The organism is Shewanella sp. 10N.286.52.C2, from assembly GCF_002874545.1.
Classification (GTDB): Bacteria; Pseudomonadota; Gammaproteobacteria; order Enterobacterales; family Shewanellaceae; genus Shewanella.
The window spans coordinates 107255-129496 of record NZ_MCTV01000046.1; the positions used below are offsets into that span (position 1 = coordinate 107255).

The window sequence follows — 22242 nt, forward strand, 5'->3', positions numbered from 1 at the left end:
GCTAAATTAAACAATTTATTTAGCCAGTGGATTTGGGCTTATCAATAGAGGCCCCCTTATTGACTTACTAGAAATATGGTCATTAAGCCTTATGTAAACCAGCAAGATTCCACTTTATTGTACCTATACAGAGTTTGATAAGCCTTAAGAGAGGCTAAGCTCTGAAAAAATACTGTGGTTAACCTCGTGTCTTTATTGAATAAAATCAGACAAGTAAGTTGTATTTTAAATAATGCTGCTGTGCCTTTAGCATTTATCACTAAAAAAAGCGCTAATATCAACACAAATCGCTTGTTAAATAAATGTAAACGTAATTGTTAGCTGGTACGCTATTTTGTATACTACCAAGCTATAACTCATAATATTTATTTATATAAAGTGACTGTTTATATTTCGATACAAGTTGTAACACTGGTTAATTCCTATATTAACAGTGGCTTAATTAATTTTGTATCAAACAACTTGTGCGTAGAATGGTTTTTATTTGATTTATATTTATGATGACTAGTGAAAATAATAATAATAACAAATTACTAGGTGAGACTTGATGGCATTACTTCAGTATCAAATAGGGCCGTGTACGTTAGATTGCAGCATAATGACCTTAAGCTGTGGTGATAAGACAATTAAGTTGTCGGCTAAAGTGTTTGAGTTGCTGAAACTGTTTATTGATAGTCCAGATCATATTGTTTCTCGCCAAACAGCAATTGATACCATCTGGGATGGTAACCAAGCTGTTGGTGAAAAAGGTTTCACTAATTCAGTATGGCTAATACGAAAATCCTTTAAAGATTTACATATTGAAGCTGATTTACTGCTGACATTACCAAAACTTGGTTACCAATTAGTGTTACCGATTTCATTAATTTCTTCAGCTAATGAGGAGACGAGTCTTTCAGATATCACTCACAAAAAGGCTGGCCGTAAACATACCGTGTTGGCAGTTTTTGTGCTCGCATTTGTGATACTACTCAGTTATTCCGCTTATCAATTTATCAAATCTTTTACAGAGCCTGAAGCCGCAGCCGCTTTGGCGTCACCAATAAAAAGTAAAGTGACCAATTTTGAAGGGGTTGAAGAGCATATTGCCGTGTCCAATGATGGCAAATACCTTGCGATGCAATGGCGTAATGGTCAGCAACCGGGCAAAATTTATATTAAAGAGCTTAATAACAATGACTCGCCACTGAAATTAATTTCGTTTGTCGATAGTGAAGAAGCTTCTCCCGCTTGGTCGCCGTCCGATCAAAAACTGGCTTACGTGCGAGTTTTAGCTAGTGGTGTTTGCCAAGTAAGAGTAAGGCATTTACAGCAAAATACCGATGATCTTGTGACTGAGGGCTGCTTTTATTTGCCATTTAAACGAGTACTGAGCTGGTCAAAAAATGATGAAGATACACTTATTTTTGCGAAGCAATTAACTGATAGAGTGGCTTTGTTTTCATATTCGATGTCGACAAAGCAAAGTACACAATTAACCAAGCCCGGTAAAAACGAGGTAGACTTTTCGCCTCATCAATTGACCAATAATGATGAAATTGCGTTTATCAGAGAAAAAAGTTCATCACTTCAAATGAGCCTGCTATTAAAACGTGGTGAAAGTGATGTTGTTGATTTAATAGCGAATAGTGTCAGTATTATTGACTATGACTTTAGTTATCAAAATGACAGCTTTTATGTGAATCATATTGAAGGATCAAATTTAGTGATTTCTAAAATTGATCTGTTAGGTAATGTTCAGCATACCATTCCATTTACTGGCTTAATCAGTAGCGTCACTTATTCCGATGTGACCGAGACGCTATTTATTAGCGAGCACATTTCAAAAGAGTATATTGCACAACTGAGCTATCAAAACCAAAAAGTACTGCGAAAAATCTCCTCATCTTCACGAGACATGTATGCCCGTTATTCAAAAAAGACTGGTGATATTTTATTTTTGTCAAATCGTTCAAAATTGTGGTCCACCTGGAAAAATAACCAAGTCACTAGTAAAAACCTGACTAAAAGCATGGGGAATGCAGGGGTCGTGGGGGTATCGCCCACCAGTGAGATGTTTGCCGTCACCATCAACCGTAATGATAAACAAACCTTATATTTAGGTAATATTCAGTCGGAACTATTTGAAAGAGTTGATATTGGCGATCTTGCAGCCGAAAACATCAGTTGGTCTAAAGATGGCAAGGCTATCTATTTTAAGGGCACTGAAAATGAGAGTAGTGGCATTTATCGTTATTCACTTGATGATAAATTACAGCCAATTAAGTTTGGCCAAGGGAATTATGCTGTTGAAGGTGAGTCCCCAGATATACTGTATATGTCGAAGTTTAATTTAAATGGTATTTGGCGTTTTGATGCCAATACTAATGAAGTTAGCCAGATTACCGATCGTTTAGCTAAATATGATTTTGGCTCATTTTACTATGAAGATGGCTTTGTATATTTCGTCGAACGCACAGTAAAACAAGACCTGATCCAACGAATCAATGCTGCTGGCGAGATACAAACTGTGATGTCATTTCCAGCGAATACAGTGCGCAAGTTTTTTGGTTTATCAAGCGCTGATGAACAGTCTTTATTGTTAACATTAAAGGTTGCTAACGAGGCCGATGTTGTTGGTTATCGCCTCTAACTAGTGTTGTTAGTATTATGTTTTTCGTAGTTAAATGCCTGTATTTAAATAAAAAAGATAATTAAAAGATATAAGCTAGACAAGCGCAGATATAAATATGAGTATTAAATGAATCTGAGGTTGTTGTGACAATGTTCCTTGCACGTTATTAATTGGTTAGAGCCTGAAAAAGGCCGAATAACAAAAAATAACGTGAAGGAATGGAAATGAAATTTAATAAATGCACGCTCGCATTATGCGTCTCAACCGCCATTCTGTCGGGTGCTCTACATGCGAATGCTCAGACCGAATCAGTATCAGCATATGGTAGCGCTCAGCAGCAAGAACGCGCGACCTATACTCTATATTTAACAAATGCCGCAGCTATCGAGCGCCAAGGTGATAAACGCGATTACACGCAACGCCTTGCTGAAGTTAGCAAATTACAAGATCAAGTATTCAACCAAATTAAAGCCATTGATCCGCAGGCAATATTAACAGCGCGTTCAGGGTTAGTTGCGAATATAATCAATGTTGAACTGCAAAGCGGCTCAGTTGCTCAAGTTAAGGCGCTTGATGCAGTGCAACGTATTTTCAGTGCCAGCAATACTAGCAGCGTTAAGCAAACTGAAGCGACTCAGTCTGTTCAGCAAAATGCTACGGTAATGGCCGATGAAGAAGTCGCCTTACTGACTCCATATACTGGCAATGAATCGGCTGGTGCTGGTGTTAGCGTTGCAATCATTTCTACCGGTATTGATTACACTTTACCAATATTTGGTGGTTCAGGTGTTTATGGCGAAAATAATGACCCTGAAACGCCTCCACCGGCTGGCAGTTATTTAGAAGCCTTAGAAAATGGCGCTATTGAATATAGCGGCTTCCCTACAGCGGTAGTTGCAGGTGGTTGGGATTTTTCAAGCGAAAACTACGGTAATGACGCTAACCCAATCGATCAAAACCTAAGCTATGAGTCTTGGGATGGTTGGGTATACCCTACAGGCATGGGGACTGAGCTTGCGAGTATCGTGCATCAACTTGCACCTGGTGCATCACTTCATGCTTATAAAGTCTATAACGTATCGGGCGCAAGTTGGGACCCTACTTATATTACGGCGTCAGGACCTTCATTAGATAAACTTGTTCAAGCCTTTGAGCATGCTCTTGACCCTAACCAAGATGGTGATATTAGTGACCGTATCGATATTGCATTACTAGAGGCTTCTGGCGCGGGTGCATTTTTTGATATCGATGGTAATGCCTCGGTAAGCTTACTGCAATTGATGATTGAACGTGTATCAGCTCAAGGTATGACTGTCGTCACTCATGCTGGAGATTTAGCTGAGTACTCACTTTATGGTGACGCTGAAGCTAAACACCGTAACTGGATTTCAGCTGAAGGTAGTGCGACTTCGGCAATTACTGTTGGTGCAGTAAACTATGCTGACGATGGTGAAACACTTGTTGTACCTGAATGGGCTGCAATGGGCCCAGTGCGTGGCTCACAAACGTTAAAGCCTGAAATTGTCACTTTCACTGACAATCAGCCAGTGGTGCATATTTCCAATGCAGATGAAACTGCAGCTAAGTACGGTATGCGCTCTGGCTCTATGGCAGGTGCTGCAAGAATTGCTGCCGCTGCTGCGGTGATTAAAAGTCAGTTCCCAGGTTTTGGTCCTGCTGAAATTAAAGCTGTTTTAGCTAACACTGCTAATATCGATAGTATTTTAGAAAGTGATGAAATTACCCCTGCTGAAATCTATTCTATTGGTCATGGTGTTGAAGATTTAGATGCTGCAATCAGCTCGCCTTTAGTGGCTTGGGAAAGCGCTTCAAATCAACCTTACGTTCAATTTGGTATGCATGAAATTGCAGATACTAAAACAGTTCATAAGAATATCACTGTTCGCAATGTCTCAGATACCGCTCAGACCTACAGCTTATCGTTTAAAATGGTCGGTGATAAAGCTGCCCATGAAGCATTAACACTTAACTTGCCTGAATCAGTGAATATCCCTGCTAATTCAAGTGTGGTTATACCTGTGTCTATGATAGTTGATGCTAATAAACTGCCACAATGGCCGTTGATGAGCACTGCGGATCATACTGACGCTAACTTAAAAGCAACTGAGCTAAATGGTTACATTAGCTTAATGTCTGAAGGTAAGCCTGAGCTTAACCTTGGTTGGATGGTAAAAGCGCGTCACAGCACCTCGATTACTAAACGCCCAAACGCGATTGAGTTTCCGACTTATCTAGGTTGGAACCCAGACACTTTCCAAACAGAATGGAATCACTTAGCTTGGGGTCGTGAATTATACCCTGATGATGAGTTTGGTAATGGCAGTTATCAAGGTTATGTGGCTTCATTCATTAATGATTCTAAGACTGAAACAACCTTTCAAGCTTATCCGTTAATTTTACAAAACCGTACCGTTAGACCTGATTTAGAAAATGTTAAAGGTCATAAAATCAAAGCTGTTGGTGGCGCTATTTTTGATGATGCCATGTGTACGGTTTCAGGTAAGAAGCTAAATATTGCCGTAAGCTTATTCGACCGCGCAGATGTGGCACTGGCTAACTTTCAAGAGCGTGGCCCACAGCTATTTGCTTATGACCTATTTTTTGAATCGGTTGTTTTAGAAAATGGTTGGAATGAGAGTTTTGCAGATGGCTACATTTGGGATGAAGCGCAGCAAGTAAACCAGCCACGTATTGCGTTAAATGCCAAAGGTCAACCAGCGACATATGTAATTGATTACAGCGTTGCTTATGACTACACCAACCCAAATGGTCGTATGAAAGAATCTACCCTACCAACGTATTTTACCAATAATGGCAAAAATATCGTTTCTCAGGTTTGTCTTGAAGACCTATATCACCACGAGCTTGATAGCGTAGAAGATTTTGACCAAAACTTTGGTTTCCATATTCAAACCGACCGCCACACAGGTAAAGAACAATACGAACCAATTGCACAATTTAACCCGATTAAAGGTGGTAATTATGCTGTTGAAGAGTCTTGTTACTCTGATTGGCTTACCGGCATGGATGTGTGTACCGATATAGCAAATGACCGCTCTGTTCATGTTGGTTTTGCGGCAATGGGTCAAGATGCTGAAGTTGGCGAGCTAGCGTTTTCACCAACCTATACCGCTCAACCAGGTGAAGAGGTTTATATCGCTTCAGTGGGCGCATCTGATTTAGGTGGTATCGGCCAGATCCCTGCACCGAAAGATTTCATGGTTGTTAGTGTAAACGATGACTTTATGCAAATTGGCTATAACGCAATGGTAGATGATGATGGTTCTATTGTTGCAAGAGCACAGGCTAACCAAGTCTTTAGCGTTGCAGAAGGCGCTGAAATGAATACTGTTTTAGGAAAGATTGAGCTGGATACTCAGGGCTTCTTTACTTACGGTTCAACAGACTTTGAGCCGCTTGAATTGCATATCGTTAATTCAGTTACAGGTACGCCTTTTGCGATTGACCAAGAAACTCATGAGTTATACGTGGTTAATCCGTCAGCGCTTGATTTTGAGAACAACCAAGAATTTGAACTTAAAATCCTTGCTCAAAAAGGCAACACAGTTGGTGAAACCGAAAGCATTAAGGTGATGGTCACGGACGTGAATGATATTGCGCCAGTAGTTGATGAAGACGTTGCCGCTGCTATGCCGACACCTCAATTGACCTTCAAAAAAGGCGATTCAGCAAGCTTTACCATGGATATCGATGGACTGTTTATGGATGTCGAAGGTAACAGCTTAAGCTACACAGTTGAAGGTTCAGGCTTTACTGCACTGGCTATCGCTGGCACTCAAATCACGGGTGAACTTGATAGTGAAGGTAGTCATCAACTAACTGTTACGGCTTCTGACGGTGTGAATGAAGTGAGCCATACGTTAACTGTAGAGTCAACGTATGAAAAAGACAGTGGTGGTAGCTTAGGTATGTTATCTCTGCTGTTCGCAGGTCTTATCGCACTGCGTCGTCGTTTCTAACTGGCTAAACACTTGCTTGTTTAACCCTGGTAGGGAAAGCCGAATTCGGCTTTCCCTTTATAAAAAGAATAATAGGTTATCAAATGAAATTAAGTAGTAGATATTTGGTTCTTAGTGCTGTGAGTTCAGTATTGGCATTTTCTAGTCATGCTGATTCAGGCAAACCGCTTAACAGCATCAATCCTGGCCAAGAAAAAATAAAACTAGAACGTGCCGGAAAAATGCGTACTGACGGACTGTACTTTGTCCGTTTAAAAGATAGCGCGCTAGCAAGTTACGATGGCTCGGTTACAGGCTATGCCGCAACCAGCATCAAAAGTAATCAAAGTAACAAAACTACAGCGGGCGTATTAAATCTTAAATCTCAAGCCAGTGTGAGCTATAAACGCTACCTTGAGTCAAAGCAGACACAAATTACCCAAAGGTTAAGCGGTAAACTTAACCGTACTTTAAAGCCAACACAACAGTATCAAGTAGTTGCTAATGCATTTGCACTGCAGCTTGATGCCAGTGAAGTTAAAACCATCCAAAAAGATCAAGATGTATACAGTGTTGAACCTGTCGGTATGCATTATATTCAGACTTCTACAGGACCTGAATTTATCGGAGCCAAAAAAGTTTGGCAAGGTGTCAATGATATCCCTGGTACCAAAGGTGAAGGGATTATTGTCGGTATTATGGATACCGGCATTAACGCTACGCATCCCTCATTCAAAGAAGTGGGCGATGATGGCCATGTATTTGTTAATCCAAATGGCGAAAATCAATACTTTGGCGATTGTCAGCAATACCCTAAATTTTGTAACAACAAACTGATTGGTATTGTGAGTTATCCAGAGCTTGTTGATTATCGGGCAAGTGTTGCATATAACCTAGATGACCCAAGTTATGATGACCTAGCGGATAAAGCTAAAGTGGGTTATGACTTCCACGGACATGGCTCACATGTGGCATCTACGGCAGCAGGTAACGTCGTTCAAAACGTTAATTATTACCTTCAAGTGGAAGAAGAAGATGGCAATATCATTGCCGAAAAAAGTGCCTTTGAGTTTCCTGAGATTAGTGGCGTGGCCCCCCATGCCAATATCGTCTCTTACCAAGTATGTGACGATGTAGGCTCTTGTTACCCTGAATTTACGATTCAAGCTCTTGAGCATGCCATTGAAAATGGCGTGCAAGTACTTAATTATTCAGTTGGCGGCTCTGCAACTGACCCGTGGGATTCAGTAAGCGCTGAGGCATTCCTAAATGCTCGTGAAGCTGGTATTCATGTGGCAACAGCAGCTGGTAACGCAGGACCTACAGCGAGCACAATTGGCTCTCCTGGTAATGCGCCTTGGGTAACAACCGTAGCAGCTTATAGCCATAACCTGAGTTTTGACGAGAAAGGTTTGACTGATTTCACCTCTGTTGGTGGCACTTCTCTGGCTGATTTATCGGGCCGTGGTGTTACCAAAGGCTTTACCGGTAAGGTGGTTCAGGCTAAAGATTATGATGAAGCCAATGCTATGTGTACTGAGCCTTTTGAAGCAGACACATTTACTAGCGATCAAATTGTTGTCTGTGAACGTGGCCTTAACGCGCGTGTACGTAAAGGTATTATTGTCAGAGACGCCGGTGCGGGTGGCATGATTTTGATTAACCTGGAAGGTGGTGCAGATACGGTAAATGATGATAACCACGTACTTCCAGCTATTCATTTAAATGATGTTGACGGTCAATTATTGACTGACTGGTTAGCAACTGGGACTGATCACCAAGCAACAATAGCTGCCAGTGTAACCAGCACTGATGATAGTTTGGGTGATATTGCCGGCGCATTTACATCTCGTGGACCAAACTTGCCATATCCGAATATTTTTGCTCCTGATATTGCTGGACCGGGTGTGGATATCTATGCTGCAAATGCAGAGGACAGAGTATTTGAAGGTGAGATTGGCCATATTCCTTATGTGTCATTCTCTGGGACATCCATGGCAAGCCCACATGTTGCTGGCGCACTTGCCTTGATCAAATCAGCTTATCCTCAATGGACGCCTGCGCAAGCGCAAATGGCTATTATGTCTACAGCTTATCAGGTGACTTACCAAGATGATGACTATGACGGTGTTAAACAGCGCTCTGATTTCTTCACTCAAGGTGCCGGTAGTATCCGTATTAATGATGCCCTAAAAGCGGGTTTATTAATGGATATCACTAAAGAAGAATATCTTGCAGCTAACCCATCGATTGACGGTAACCCAGGTGATTTGAATACAAGCTCGATGGTTAACAATGAGTGTATTTCAAATTGTACTTGGACACGTAAAGTCACAGCGACGAAAAGCAGTAACTGGACAGTGGGTTATGAGTACTTAAATGATGGGTTTACTTTTGAAGTGTCACCTTCATCATTTGCACTTAACGCTGGTGAGTCTCAAGTATTGACGATCAAGGCTATCGCTAATGCAGAGTTAGTTGATGAATGGGTGCATGGCTACATTAATCTAAAGAATTCAGCTGATGACATGAGTGATACTCACTTACAGGCCACTATTGGCTTTAAAGCGGGGCAAATCGTAGATAGCGTTTCAGCTAAGTTAAACAACCTAGATAATACAATCGAGATCAATGACATCGTTACATCTGGTAGTAATGATCTGCAAGTTAACGGCTTTGGTTTATTTAAATCACAAAGCTTTAGCGGCACAGCGATCGGTGCATCTAATGATGTTGAGCGTAACAGCCCTGCATACAATCAAGAGGTGTTATTTACCACAACGACTGTTGTTAAACCATATACCAAACGTTTAGTGGTTGAAATCACAGATACAACTTCACCTGACATGGACTTATATGTGGGTATTGATGAGAACAATGATGGTAAAGCGGATGCAAGCGAACTGTATTACTCATTAGTGTGTATCAGTGGTGAAATTGACTCTAACGAACAGTGTATTATTCCAACACCTACCACAGGTAATTACTGGATACTTGCGCATAACTATGAAGGCACAGTCGCTGATGAGGCTGATGACGTTACAGTGCGAGTGACTCATGTTAATTATTCTTCTCAAGCCAGTTTCGACATTGATGCGCCAAGTACTGTTGCCCAAGACGAAGAGTTTGATGTCAGCATGACAGTTAATGGCTATCTTGATGACAGTCAAACCTTAACTCCGCTAGAAGAAGGTGAGGTTTACTACGGCTTACTAGAACTGGGGACAACGTCAAATTTAGTGCGTAACATTGGTGGCACACTGATTAAAGTTGAAGGTTTGGCTCCAGTTGAAGTACCTGTTAATACCGCTCCAACAGTGGCTAATCCACTTAGCGATGTTGAAACTGAGCTTACTGACTCAGGCAGTGTTGCATTCAGTGTTGATTTAACAGATGTATTTGCTGATGCCGAAAATGACACTCTGACTTATAGCGTGTCAGGCTTAGATACATTAAGCATTGATGGCATGAGCTTATCTGGCAGCTTGACTGAAGCGGGAACATTTGAAATTAAAGTGACAGCAACGGATGGTGAGTTATCAGCATTTAGCATGTTCACACTCACGGTTGCCGCAGCGCCAGAGGTTATACCTCCGGTAATCGAAGAACCAACTAAAAGCAGTGGTGGTGCTTTGGGTTTGGGTTGGATGATGTTACTTATCATGGCTTGTATTCGCCAACGTAAACGTGTTCAGAAATAGCTTAAAAACTAACTGTAAACTCGCTGTTAATATCAGCCCGATGAATTATCAAGTCATATAATTAATCGGGTTTGTGGCAGTACTTCTTATTGTTTAATTACCTTTATAAGGCCAACAAGGATGTTGGCCTTTTTTTCCTTCCCGTTATCATTTCAGCTATTGCCTCCCCAACGCATCCAAAGTTCAACTTTTACAAAATGTTAATTATTGGTGTAAATGTGATTTAAATGTTACCGATAACATGGTATAAATCGAGCCATTAATAATATCGTCAGGTGTAAGCAGTATTGCTCGGGATAAAAAATTGCTACTTATATTTAATTATAATTTGCGTCCCATCGCTGAGTAGGGGAAAATATGTCCCCACAATTGCCCGCTAGACCTCATCATCAACAAGCAGGAGAGAGCATGTCATCTCGTAAAGAACTCGCCAACGCAATCCGTGCGTTAAGTATGGATGCCGTTCAAAAAGCAAATTCTGGACACCCAGGCGCACCAATGGGTATGGCAGATATTGCTGAAGTGTTATGGAATGATTTTTTAAAGCATAACCCAACCAATCCTAACTGGGCCGATCGCGACCGTTTCATCTTATCAAATGGTCATGGTTCAATGCTTATCTACTCTTTACTGCATTTATCGGGTTACGAACTTCCGATTGAAGAACTAAAACAGTTCCGTCAGCTGCATTCTAAAACACCGGGTCATCCAGAGTTTGGTTACACACCGGGTGTTGAAACCACAACCGGTCCTTTAGGCGCTGGTATCAGTAACGCTGTCGGTATGGCGATTGCTGAAAAAACCTTAGCAGCACAATTTAACCGTCCAGGTCACGACATTGTTGATCACAACACTTATTGTTTCTTAGGCGATGGCTGTTTAATGGAAGGTATCTCCCATGAAGCATGTTCATTAGCGGGTACTTTAGGTCTAGGTAAACTTATCGCATTCTGGGATGACAACGGTATTTCTATCGATGGTCACGTAGAAGGCTGGTTCACTGACGATACCCCTAAGCGTTTTGAGTCATACGGCTGGCATGTTATTGCGGGTGTTGATGGTCACGACAGTGATGCTATTCGCGCAGCAATCGCAGAAGCTAAATCAGTAACAGACAAGCCAACAATGATTTGTTGTAAAACTGTCATTGGTTTTGGTTCGCCAAACAAGTCTGGTAGCCATGATTGTCACGGCGCACCACTGGGTGATGCTGAGATCGCTGCAGCACGTGAATTCCTTGGTTGGCCACATGCGCCATTTGAAATTCCTGCTGATGTTTATCAAGGTTGGGACGCTAAAGAAGTTGGTATTGCTAACGAAAAAGCATGGGATGAAAAATTTGCAGCTTATAAAGCGGCAGAGCCAGCACTTGCTGCTGAATTTGAGCGCCGTGTATTAAACGGTGACTTACCAGCTGATTTTGAAGCTAAAGCTCAAGCATTTATCCAAGAGTGTCAAGATAAAGCAGAAGGCATTGCCAGTCGTAAAGCATCACAAAATGCCATTGGTTTCTTCGGCGAAATGCTTCCTGAATTACTAGGCGGCAGTGCTGACTTAGCGGGTTCAAACTTAACCCTTTGGTCTGGTTCAAAAGGTATTCAAGACGACGCTGCCGGTAACTACATCTACTACGGTGTACGTGAATTTGGTATGAGCGGCATCATGAATGGTGCATCATTACATGGCGGTTTTATCAATTATGGTGCAACTTTCATGATGTTTATGGAATATGCGCGTAATGCGGTACGTATGTCTGCACTGATGGGCATTCAAAACATCTTTGTTTACACCCATGATTCAATTGGTCAAGGTGAAGATGGTCCAACTCACCAACCGGTTGAGCAATTAGCTAACTTACGCATGACGCCAAACATGACGGTTTGGCGCCCATGTGATGCTGCTGAAACAGCGGTATCTTGGAAGTCTGCAATTGAAACGCGCAAGTCGCCAACCTCATTAATCTTTAGCCGCCAAGGCCTAAAAGCCCAGGCTCGAACAGCTGAGCAGTTAGCCAATGTTGCTAAAGGTGGTTACGTACTTGCTGATTGTGAAGGCACAGCAGGCGTTATCTTGATTGCCACAGGTAGTGAAGTACAACTTGCATTAGACTCGGCAGCAGCATTGACTGAAAAAGGTCAAAAGGTTCGCGTAGTGTCTATGCCATCTACGAATGTATTTGATAAGCAAGATGCTGCGTATAAAGAGTCTGTATTACCTTCATCAGTACTTAAGCGTGTTGCGATTGAAGCAGCTCACGTTGATTTCTGGCATAAGTATGTTGGTTTCAATGGCGCAGTGGTTGGTATGTCGACCTTTGGTGAATCAGCGCCAGGTGGCGACTTACTTAAACACTTCGGCTTTACTGTTGAGAATGTCGTTAATACGGTTAACTCATTAGGTTAATCCCTAAGCGACTCAATTAAAGGGTAAACTTTTAGCCTTTTAATCTGTATAATGGCGGCCTGCAATCACTTGCAGGCCGTTTTTTTTCTAAATTCTGCTGAGTACTGTTAAGAGGAAGCTTAACCCTCAATGATCCGAGTTGCTATCAATGGTTATGGCCGAATAGGCCGTTCAATCTTACGTGCCTTATACGAATCGGGTAAACGTCAACAGATCCAAATTGTTGCCATTAACGAGCTTGCTAAACCTTCTGCTATCAGTCATTTAACCCAATATGACACCACCCATGGCCGCTTTCAAAACAGCGTTAAATTGCATGAAGACCAATTACATATTGGTGATGATGTCATCCAATTATTTCACCAAGCTGACGCCAGTAAATTACCTTGGGCCGAATTAGACATCGATATAGTGTATGAGTGCAGTGGCAGCTTAATTGAAAGGCAAGCCTGTGAAGCCCACATCTATGCAGGGGCCAAACAAGTGTTAATAAGTCACCCATCTTCTGCAGATGTTGATGGCACTATCGTATTTGGGGTTAATGACCACTTACTTCAGCCGCATCATACTGTGGTGTCAAATGCATCTTGCACCACCAATTGCATCGTGCCAATCATCGATGTACTGGATAAGCACTTTGAAGTAAAAAGCGGCGCAATTACAACAATTCATTCAGCGATGAACGATCAGCAAGTGATTGATGCCTACCATGATGATTTACGTAGAACCCGCGCAGCAGGTCAGTCAATTATACCGGTTGATACTAAACTTGCCCGTGGCATCGAGCGGATTTTACCGCACATGAAAGACAAGTTTGAAGCGATCTCAGTGCGTGTTCCAACCATCAATGTGACCGCAATCGACTTATCAGTCACCGTTGATAAACTGGTTGATATTGCCAGTGTAAATCATGTGCTAGAGCATGCCGCCAGCGGTCGTTTTAATGCTATTTTGGGTTATACTGATGAACCATTAGTATCGTGTGATTTTAACCACGATCCCCGTTCCAGTATCGTCGATGGTACCCAAACACGCGTCAGCGCAGGGCATTTAGTGAAGCTATTACTGTGGTGTGACAATGAATGGGGCTTTGCTAATCGAATGCTTGATACCAGTTTAGCGATGATTTGCGCTAAAAATAACGGTAATTAATTTATATTAATTGAGCGCTTTATCTTATGAGGTAAAGCGCTCAATTGTAACAGCAGCTTTGTTTTTAAATTAAAAGGAAATATCTCCATGGCTATTATCAATATGAGTGAGTTGGATTTGACCAATAAGCGTGTGCTTATTCGTGAAGATCTTAACGTGCCAGTCAGTGACGGTGTTGTGACCAGTGATGCACGTTTACGCGCTGCTTTACCGACAATTAAGCTAGCCCTTGAAAAAGGCGCCGCAGTGATGGTGATGTCTCACCTTGGGCGCCCAACAGAAGGCGAATTCAACGCTGAATTTTCTATGCAACCAGTGGTTAACTACTTACAAGCGGCATTAGACTGCCCAGTGACTTTAGCTGCTGATTACCTTGATGGTGTTGCTGCTAACATTGGCGAAGTGGTTGTGTTTGAGAACGTGCGCTTTAATATCGGCGAAAAGAAAAACGATGAAGCATTAGCTAAAAAATTGGCTGCATTATGTGATGTATACGTAATGGACGCCTTCGGCACCGCTCATCGCGCACAAGCATCAACCCATGGCGTTGGTCTACATGCGCCTATTGCTTGTGCTGGCCCGCTACTTGCAGGTGAACTAGCTGCATTAGGTAAAGCACTTGATAATCCAGCTCGTCCAATGGTGGCCATTGTGGGTGGCTCAAAAGTATCAACTAAGCTAACGGTACTTGAAAGCTTATCAACTAAAGTTGATCAGTTAGTTGTAGGCGGTGGTATTGCTAATACTTTCGTTGCGGCAGCAGGCCATCAAGTGGGTAAATCACTCTTTGAAGCTGACTTAGTTGATGAGGCTAAGCGTTTAGTGGCCAATGCACAAAGCCGTGGCGGCGATATCCCTGTCCCTACAGATGTTGTTGTTGCCAGTGAGTTTAGCCCGACTGCAGCGGCAACCTTAAAGTCAGTGGCGGATGTTGCTGACACAGATATGATTTTTGATATCGGCCCCGATAGCGCTGAAGCATTAGCAAAAATCATTGAAGCTGCAGGCACTGTAGTATGGAATGGCCCAGTGGGCGTATTTGAATTTGATCAGTTTGGCGCAGGGACTAAGCGTATCGCTCAAGCGATTGCCGATTCAAGTGCATTTTCAATTGCGGGTGGTGGTGATACTTTAGCGGCAGTGGATAAATACGATATAGCAGACAAAGTCTCTTATATCTCAACAGGTGGCGGCGCGTTCTTGGAATTCCTTGAAGGTAAAGAGTTACCAGCCGTTGCTATGCTCGAACAACGCGGCAAATAATAAGCACTAATAGCTTAAGCGGCGAATTTAATCGCGATTATCAGAGTTATCTCGGCACAACTGAGTCAAGATGAGTCGTGGTTTATCGCGAATAACGAGTAAAAATTGTAGTACGAAACCGATAATAATTAGAAAAAAACCGCTCTTATACTTGCTAGTTTACTGTTTGAGTGCTTGCTGACATAAGTTAACAAGCACTTTTACATCGGATATTAGCAAGATGTAAGGGTATAAAAATCAATCCAAGCGATAGCGACCTAGGTGAGTAATCACCCTATTTTTGGAGTAAAAAATGGCCTTAATATCTCTACGACAAATGCTAGATCATGCTGCAGAACACGGTTACGGTGTTCCAGCATTTAACGTAAATAACTTAGAACAAATGCGTGCAATTATGCAAGCAGCTGAAGCGACTGACAGCCCTGTTATCGTGCAAGCATCAGCGGGTGCGCGTAAATATGCTCGTCCACAGTTCCTTAAGTATTTGATGGCTGCCGCACTTGAGCAGTATCCAGATATTCCAGTATGTATTCACCAAGACCATGGTACTGATCCTGATATTTGTCAGCGTTCAATCCAATTAGGTATGTCATCTGTGATGATGGACGGTTCTTTGATGGCTGACGGTAAAACGCCAGCGTCATACGAATACAATGTTGATGTAACTCGTCGCACTGTTGCTTTCGCACATGCTTGTGGTGTATCTGTTGAAGGTGAAATCGGTTGCTTAGGCAGTTTAGAAACTGGCGAAGCAGGCGAAGAAGATGGTATCGGTGCTGCTGGTATCTTAACGATGGAGCAAATGCTAACAACCCCTGAAGAAGCGGCGCGTTTTGTATCTGACACTCATGTAGATGCTTTAGCTATTGCGATTGGTACTAGCCATGGTGCTTATAAGTTCAGCCAACGTCCAACGGGTGATGTGCTGCGTATTGACCGTATTAAAGAGATCCACGCCCGTATTCCTAACACGCACTTAGTCATGCATGGTTCGTCTTCAGTACCACAAGAGTGGCTGCAGATCATTAACCAGTACGGCGGTGAAATCCCAGAAACTTACGGCGTGCCTTTAGAGGAAATCGTTGAAGGGATTAAGCATGGTGTGCGTAAAGTGAATATCGATACCGATTTACGTTTAGCATCAACAGGTGCAGTACGTAAATTCTTAGCTGAAAACCCAGCTGAATTTGATCCACGTAAATTCTTAAAAGCGTCAATGGAAGCAATGGCTGACATTTGTACCACACGTTATGAAGCGTTTGGCTGTGCTGGCATGGGTTCTAAAATTAAGCCTAAGTCACTACAAGCAATGTACAAAGCGTATCAATCTGGTGAGTTAGATCCGCAAATTAACTAACTTACTCAATAGTGCATACAAGATGTTCAATGGTTTTTTACTGCTGCTTTTTGTGTAACTAATTGATTAATAATAGTACTAAAAACCCAACCTTTCGCGTTGGGTTTTTTTATGGCTTTTTTTCTAAAACCACTTGTATCCCTTAGGTAAATAGCGCAATATCGCCGCCCTTAAAAACGGACTTAATTTCATATTGACAATAAGCTGGGCGAAATCTCATAAATTATTGTTAAGCTTTAGAAGGAACTGACTAACCTTTAACCTATATTGAATATGACGTATGCACGCTAAACCCAATGCCCAGTTATCGCTTTTCTCCCTCACTTGGCCATTATTTTTTGACTTTGCGTTGCACTTTTTGACCGCAGCTTTAAATACATTAATGATTAGCCGAGTTTCTTATCAAGGGGTTGCCGCACTGTCAGTGGGCAACATGGTATTTGAGCTATCGATTACGCTTTTTAGCTTCGTCAGTATTGGCGCCAGTGTGGTGATCACTCAATATCTTGGAGCCAATAATAAGGCAACGGCTAGCGACGTTGTTTACTCGTCGATAGGGTTTAATTTATTAGTGGGTGTGGTTGCGGCATTAGGGGTATTTAGTGGTGCAGGATTAATTCTACATCTAATGAATTTACCTGCTGAGCTGATCCCAGATGGTAAACTTTACCTGCAAATTGTCGGTATTTGTTTAATACCTGAGGCGATGGCAATGTGTCTTGCTGCAGGGATGCGAGCCCATGGCTTTACCCAACAAGCCATGTGGGTCACTTTACTGATGAATGTGATTACCTTTTGCGGCAACTTGCTGTTACTTTACGGCTGGTTTGGTTTGCCGCAAATGGGCGTTGCAGGTGTGGCTATTAGCACGGTTGTAGGGCGCTTAGTTGGCATGACATTAATGGCTTACTTATTTGTTAAGTACACCAAAATCCAACTTAAACTGCTTGAAATTATCAAACCTAAAAAGCAGCTTCTTAATAAAGTTTTTCATATCGGACTGCCTGCAGCGGGAGAAAATATTTCTTGGATGCTGCAATTTATGGTGGTGACCGCCTTTGTGGGATTAATGGGCGATAAAGCCCTCGCCGCACAAGCTTTGTACTTCCAAATTTGTATGTTTATCTTGTTATTCGGCTTATCTATTGGCATTGGTAATGAGATTATTATTGGTCATATGATAGGCGCCAAACAATATCAAGCTGCTGAAGCACAAATGTATAAAGCACTCAAGATAGGGCTAATCGTCACCACTATAGTGGCGGCATTAGCTGCTGCTTTTGGCGAGCATTTAGTGGCCTTTTTTACCAAGGACCAAGATATCCTTACTATGGTTGGTCAGCTATTTATTCTAACTCTATTAATGGAACCTGGTCGGACATTTAATCTGGTCGTCATTAATGCCTTAAGAGCCTGTGGCGACGCTCGTTTCCCATTTTTTATCGGCCTTTTATCTATGTGGTGTATTGCTGTGCCTGGGGCATACTTTTTAGGAGTACATTTAGATTTAGGCTTAGTAGGCATTTGGTGCGCTTTGGCTGTGGACGAGTGGGTTAGGGGCTTATTGATGTTATGGCGCTGGCGCAGTGGGCGTTGGCAGCAAAAGTGCCTAGTGATGGCTTAGTGATAATTTGGCAGCGCTAAGCTGATGCAGCACAAGAGATTATAGAAAATGGTTTCTAGGGTTTTGTATTAATCGCTTTAATAGGTGAGTAGTTTTTTCATTTTCGCTATCAAAGTGTTAGAATTCGGTTCGATTTTTGGGGTGAGTTTGAAACTATTGTAATTAAAGGACTTGATGACATGAAAAAATTGCTACTTGCTGCAGCTGTAACTTTAGCTATGCCGTTTGCTGCCCATGCTGGTGCAGACTTTGTTGAAGGTGATAAAACCTTCGCTGGTGAGGCTGAATTAGGCGCAACACTAACAACGGGTAATACCGATACTTCTTCAGTTAAAGCGCGTTTAGGTTTGAAACAAGAATTAGGCAATTGGGAGAATGCATACCTGCTAGAAGGTTTGTATAAAGAAGATTCTGGTGAAAATACTGCTAAACGTTACTATGCCGGTGTTCAAGGCAACTATCAGTTCGACGAAAAAAGCTATATGTATATCACCGCAAACTATGAAGCCGATCCTTTTACTGGTTTTGATTACAAAATGATTGCTTCAGCGGGTTATGGTTACAAGTTTATTGATAATGAAAGAGCTTTTTTGAGTGCAGAAATCGGTCCAGGTTATATCTATAAGCAATTAGATGATGAGCAATCATTGGCATTAGGTTATGACACTGAGGACAGTGTTGTTGCTCATGGTATGATGAACTTTACCTATAAAATCACCGATAGCTCAACTTTTAGCCAACTGTTTGTTGCCGATTACGGTGACAACTTAGAAGGCCGCTCTGAAACTGCGCTAACGGCTAATATCATTGGTGCATTGGCAATGAAGTTTGCTGTTATTGTGCGTTATAACGATGCACCACTTGAAGATAAAAAGAGTACTGATACTGAAACCAATATGACTTTGTTGTATGCATTCTAATTAGTTTTTGGGGCAAGCGCCCTTAAAAAAATCGTCATATCAGAAACCGAGCTATGCTCGGTTTTTTTTTGCTTAATAATACAGCTTTATTGATACAAAATTAGCGCAAAAAAAAAGCTCGCCAACTATTGAAAATGATTTTTATGTTCGCTAGGGGTGGTGGGTGGTGTTACTAAGTATCGGTTGATGTTGATCTGTGTTGGTTTCGGTGTGACTTTGATGCAACTTGGTTAACAGTTGTATGCTTTTGCGGGCCGTTGGAGTTGATTTATGTCGAAATTTCGCGGCGTAGTTCACGAATTTTAATCTTGTCTGACTATCAGTTGTGTGGATCACAAATAACTATTTACTGCTCCGCTATAATCTAATGATATATAGAGCAATATGAGATGGACTAGGCATGCAAATTGGGTGTTGTTGGTTTGATGATAAGCAAAAAGTGCTTAGCAACCAATCCAAAGCTACCACATGGCAGCTCAATAATAACGAATTCTGGGTGTTGAGCTTATTAGCAAAACATCGCGGACAAGTTGTGCCTATCGAAAGCCTCTCTTTCCCCACTGATGGCCAGCATCAGCAGCAAATTTCAGAAGAAGATTTACAACAAATAATTGTGTTGTTTCAGGATTATTTAGGCGCTTCTCATAGCAGGCTAATAGAGTTAATCCCCAATCAGGGTGTCATTCTTTATACTAAAGTCGTTTCTGGTAAGAATAGCCTATTTGATTCACCTAATAAGGTGATTTCTTATGGTCAGTATATTGTGATTATTTTGCTAACGTTAATCGCACTATTTTTTGTTCATTCACACCTTAATAATCAAGAATCGGTGAAGCCGGATGCTAGCCGAGAGTTTTTAACTCAACAAGGCAATGTTTCTAACCTGTATTTATATGCCTCTAAAGCCAGTGAAATCGATTTAGATTTAAGCAGTATTGCAGACCGTATCTCTAATCAGTTAAGAAATTGCCCCATCATGCCTTGGGATGCTATTTCCGCCACTTTGGCTGAAGATAATAAAGCCGTCAGCATCGTAATGAAAAAACGCCTACCCGATCGCTGGCGTTTTTATAATATCAAGGTTTTGAGGGATCAAGCTCAGCATAGCTTTGTAACGCCTGCGTGGCTAAAAAAGGTAAATATTTGTGGTTAAAGCAGTAACAGATTTTTTGTTAACTAGAATTGGTCGTGTTGTTTTTACTGTCTGTTTCATCGTAGTCTCTTGTATTTCGGTGTTAATGTTAGAGCAGTTTGCTGATACAAGAGATATATGGGCCTTTGATTGCCAGAGTGATTTATATGAATTTAGCGCTGACAAAGAGCATACAATCGAGCTTGATCATGGACCACTATTTTTAGCATTAACAGTTAAAAATAAGCAAATTCAGTTGAATTATTACAATGCCAAAGGTTCAAAAAACCATGAATATGCAACATTCGATGGCGATTTGACTGAACTAGAGGTTGGTGACATGACCTATAAATTAGATTTAGTGTTAACCGATGCTCAGTTTAACCAAAATAATTCCTATTTGAGAAAGTACCTCGCCAAAGAGCTTAAAACCACAGCGGCTCAGTTGCAAACTCAAACACAGCTGCATATAGCTGTTCAAGTCTTAGAAATGGATATTGATAATAAATATATCTTAATGAAATTTAAGCCCTACAATATGCTTTGGGCATGCCGTTTACATGAATAATGGTATAGTTTTAGTTATTTACGCCTCCTTTATCTGCTGAAATTCGTTATAGTTAAGGCAAGGCAAACTCTGAGATAAAATACTTCCATAGTGGCTAAAGTCAAAGTAAAGAAAGAAGAATCATTATCGATTAAATTCAGCCATCAAATGGAGGCTGGGCAGCAGCGCAGCTTTGATTTATATTTTTACTTACCCACAGAAATGGGGGTTGGCGAAAAAACCCTAGACGAAGAAGAGTATTACCACAGCGCAATGCTTGGGCGGCGGTCTTATTACTCTCAAGGGTTACACCTACCATTAGTACAAAACCGTTTTGCCAGTATTAATAAACGCACTAAAGAAGAGTTCCGTTTATACCTCAACTTATTTGCCTATCAATTTGCCGTAGCCATTGAGACTGATGCAAAAGAATTGCGTCTTATCACTGACCCTGACGACTTTTATCCCGCATTAACTGAATTAGGTGAGTCGGTCACGCAGTTACTTAAAAAGTTTCGCCGTAACGAGCCCAGCGATGAAAAGCTCAAATCCTACTTCAATAATGCTGACAATTACCTGTCCTGGTTTTGTGAACAACAACTGTTAAAAACCTTAGCTTATCGGCCGCGTAGTGCTGAATATAGTGATGTTAAAGATCAACTGGTGGCGTTATGCCGCGCTGAGCATCATTACCGTGAAGAGGAAAGAAAGTATAACTCATCCGGCACCAAGCAAGATGCTAATCGTATTTCAAATAAGATGCTGTTATTAAGGCGCTTAATACAACAAGGTGTGGTATTAAAGGAGGAGCTAAAACCTTTAGGCATAGGCTTGAAAAAGTTCGTGACGGGATTAGCTACGGGGTTAGTGATGATGGTGGTATCAGCACTGATCATTAAGGCCCAAGGGGTGTTTAGCGGCTTAACCATGAGTTTGGTGGTTACCTTAGCGGTGATATACGGTTTTCGTGAAATTTTTAAAGAAGATGTACGGGTTGCGATGTGGCGTTATATTCAGCGAGGACGTCCACGCTGGAGTCAGATTTTAAGGGATACCACCACCCAAGCCGTGATTGCTAAGCAGTTCGTATGGCTGGATTTTATCCGCACCCAGGATATTCCCGCTGCAGTCGCTGAGATAATGAAACAGCGGCATAGGCAAAATAAAGTCGATGCCGTGGTGCTGCATTACCGTATTGCTTCAAAGGTGACCAACAAAGAATTTGAAGCTGGCTACTCCAAAATCCAAGAGCAAGTAAACTTTAGCTTGGTGCCATTTGCCCGCCACTTAGAGCGTGGTAAGGCAAAAATCTATAGTGAACAAGATGGCAAAGTCAGTAACGAATCAGTAGAAAGGCGCTATCAAGTCAACCTTGTTGCAGTGCTAAAAGATGGCAAAGGCCCACTTGAATATGCCCGTTACAAAGTTATTATGAGCCGCTCTAGTATCATTGAAATTACTCAAAGCAAACTGCCAGGTGGGCTGTTAGAAATTGGCGAATAAGTTGCTTATTCGCCAATTAGACTTTAGCTGTAGTGATGATATAAGG

At 41.7% G+C, this 22242-nt stretch carries 12 protein-coding genes; all 12 read left to right on the plus strand.

Features of this window, described 5'->3' with window-relative positions:
• Nucleotides 1–547: 547 nt before the first annotated feature.
• Entirely contained in the window at nucleotides 548–2632 is a 2085-nt protein-coding gene (locus tag BCU94_RS15900; RefSeq protein WP_102476928.1) for a winged helix-turn-helix domain-containing protein, read from the plus strand.
• Nucleotides 2633–2838: 206 nt separating this feature from the next.
• Entirely contained in the window at nucleotides 2839–6615 is a 3777-nt protein-coding gene (locus tag BCU94_RS15905) for a S8 family serine peptidase (RefSeq protein ID WP_157937400.1), read from the plus strand.
• 83 nt (nucleotides 6616–6698) lie between these two features.
• Nucleotides 6699–10295, plus strand: a complete 3597-nt coding sequence (locus BCU94_RS19895) for a S8 family serine peptidase (protein ID WP_102476930.1) — start codon at nucleotides 6699–6701, stop codon at nucleotides 10293–10295.
• A gap of 408 nt (nucleotides 10296–10703) precedes the next feature.
• Nucleotides 10704–12698 carry a transketolase gene (gene tkt / locus BCU94_RS15915; RefSeq protein WP_102476931.1) on the plus strand — a complete coding sequence of 665 codons (1995 nt, stop codon included), beginning with the start codon at nucleotides 10704–10706 and terminating at the stop codon, nucleotides 12696–12698.
• Nucleotides 12699–12827: 129 nt separating this feature from the next.
• Entirely contained in the window at nucleotides 12828–13850 is a 1023-nt protein-coding gene (epd, locus tag BCU94_RS15920) for an erythrose-4-phosphate dehydrogenase (RefSeq protein ID WP_102476932.1), read from the plus strand.
• A gap of 87 nt (nucleotides 13851–13937) precedes the next feature.
• Nucleotides 13938–15113, plus strand: a complete 1176-nt coding sequence (locus BCU94_RS15925) for a phosphoglycerate kinase (protein WP_102476933.1) — start codon at nucleotides 13938–13940, stop codon at nucleotides 15111–15113.
• 292 nt (nucleotides 15114–15405) lie between these two features.
• Nucleotides 15406–16470 (plus strand): class II fructose-bisphosphate aldolase, encoded by a 1065-nt coding sequence (gene fba, locus BCU94_RS15930; protein ID WP_102476934.1) that lies wholly within the window; start codon nucleotides 15406–15408, stop codon nucleotides 16468–16470.
• Between the two features lie 280 nt (nucleotides 16471–16750).
• Nucleotides 16751–18094, plus strand: a complete 1344-nt coding sequence (locus BCU94_RS15935; protein ID WP_102476935.1) for an MATE family efflux transporter — start codon at nucleotides 16751–16753, stop codon at nucleotides 18092–18094.
• A 179-nt stretch (nucleotides 18095–18273) separates the two neighbouring features.
• The gene (locus BCU94_RS15940) at nucleotides 18274–19014 is read left to right on the plus strand and encodes a DUF481 domain-containing protein (RefSeq protein ID WP_102439698.1); all 741 of its coding nucleotides are present in this window, start codon (nucleotides 18274–18276) and stop codon (nucleotides 19012–19014) included.
• A gap of 400 nt (nucleotides 19015–19414) precedes the next feature.
• Nucleotides 19415–20167, plus strand: coding sequence for a hypothetical protein (locus BCU94_RS15945; protein WP_102439697.1), 753 nt, complete (start codon nucleotides 19415–19417; stop codon nucleotides 20165–20167).
• Nucleotides 20168–20183: 16 nt separating this feature from the next.
• Nucleotides 20184–20714: a hypothetical protein gene (locus BCU94_RS15950; RefSeq protein ID WP_133126407.1), complete on the plus strand. Its 531-nt coding sequence runs from the start codon at nucleotides 20184–20186 to the stop codon at nucleotides 20712–20714.
• Nucleotides 20715–20804: 90 nt separating this feature from the next.
• Complete coding sequence (locus BCU94_RS15955; protein ID WP_102439695.1) at nucleotides 20805–22196, plus strand: hypothetical protein; 1392 nt, start codon at nucleotides 20805–20807, stop codon at nucleotides 22194–22196.
• The last annotated feature ends 46 nt before the right edge of the window (nucleotides 22197–22242 follow it).

What these genes read in the sequence shown, in the direction of transcription:
- BCU94_RS15900 (WP_102476928.1), top strand. Translation starts at nt 548, where the DNA reads ATGGCATTACTTCAGTATCAAATAGGGCCGTGTACGTTAGATTGCAGC.
- BCU94_RS15905 (WP_157937400.1), top strand. Translation starts at nt 2,839, where the DNA reads ATGAAATTTAATAAATGCACGCTCGCATTATGCGTCTCAACCGCCATT.
- BCU94_RS19895 (WP_102476930.1), top strand. Translation starts at nt 6,699, where the DNA reads ATGAAATTAAGTAGTAGATATTTGGTTCTTAGTGCTGTGAGTTCAGTA.
- tkt (WP_102476931.1), top strand. Translation starts at nt 10,704, where the DNA reads ATGTCATCTCGTAAAGAACTCGCCAACGCAATCCGTGCGTTAAGTATG.
- epd (WP_102476932.1), top strand. Translation starts at nt 12,828, where the DNA reads ATGATCCGAGTTGCTATCAATGGTTATGGCCGAATAGGCCGTTCAATC.
- BCU94_RS15925 (WP_102476933.1), top strand. Translation starts at nt 13,938, where the DNA reads ATGGCTATTATCAATATGAGTGAGTTGGATTTGACCAATAAGCGTGTG.
- fba (WP_102476934.1), top strand. Translation starts at nt 15,406, where the DNA reads ATGGCCTTAATATCTCTACGACAAATGCTAGATCATGCTGCAGAACAC.
- BCU94_RS15935 (WP_102476935.1), top strand. Translation starts at nt 16,751, where the DNA reads ATGCACGCTAAACCCAATGCCCAGTTATCGCTTTTCTCCCTCACTTGG.
- BCU94_RS15940 (WP_102439698.1), top strand. Translation starts at nt 18,274, where the DNA reads ATGAAAAAATTGCTACTTGCTGCAGCTGTAACTTTAGCTATGCCGTTT.
- BCU94_RS15945 (WP_102439697.1), top strand. Translation starts at nt 19,415, where the DNA reads ATGCAAATTGGGTGTTGTTGGTTTGATGATAAGCAAAAAGTGCTTAGC.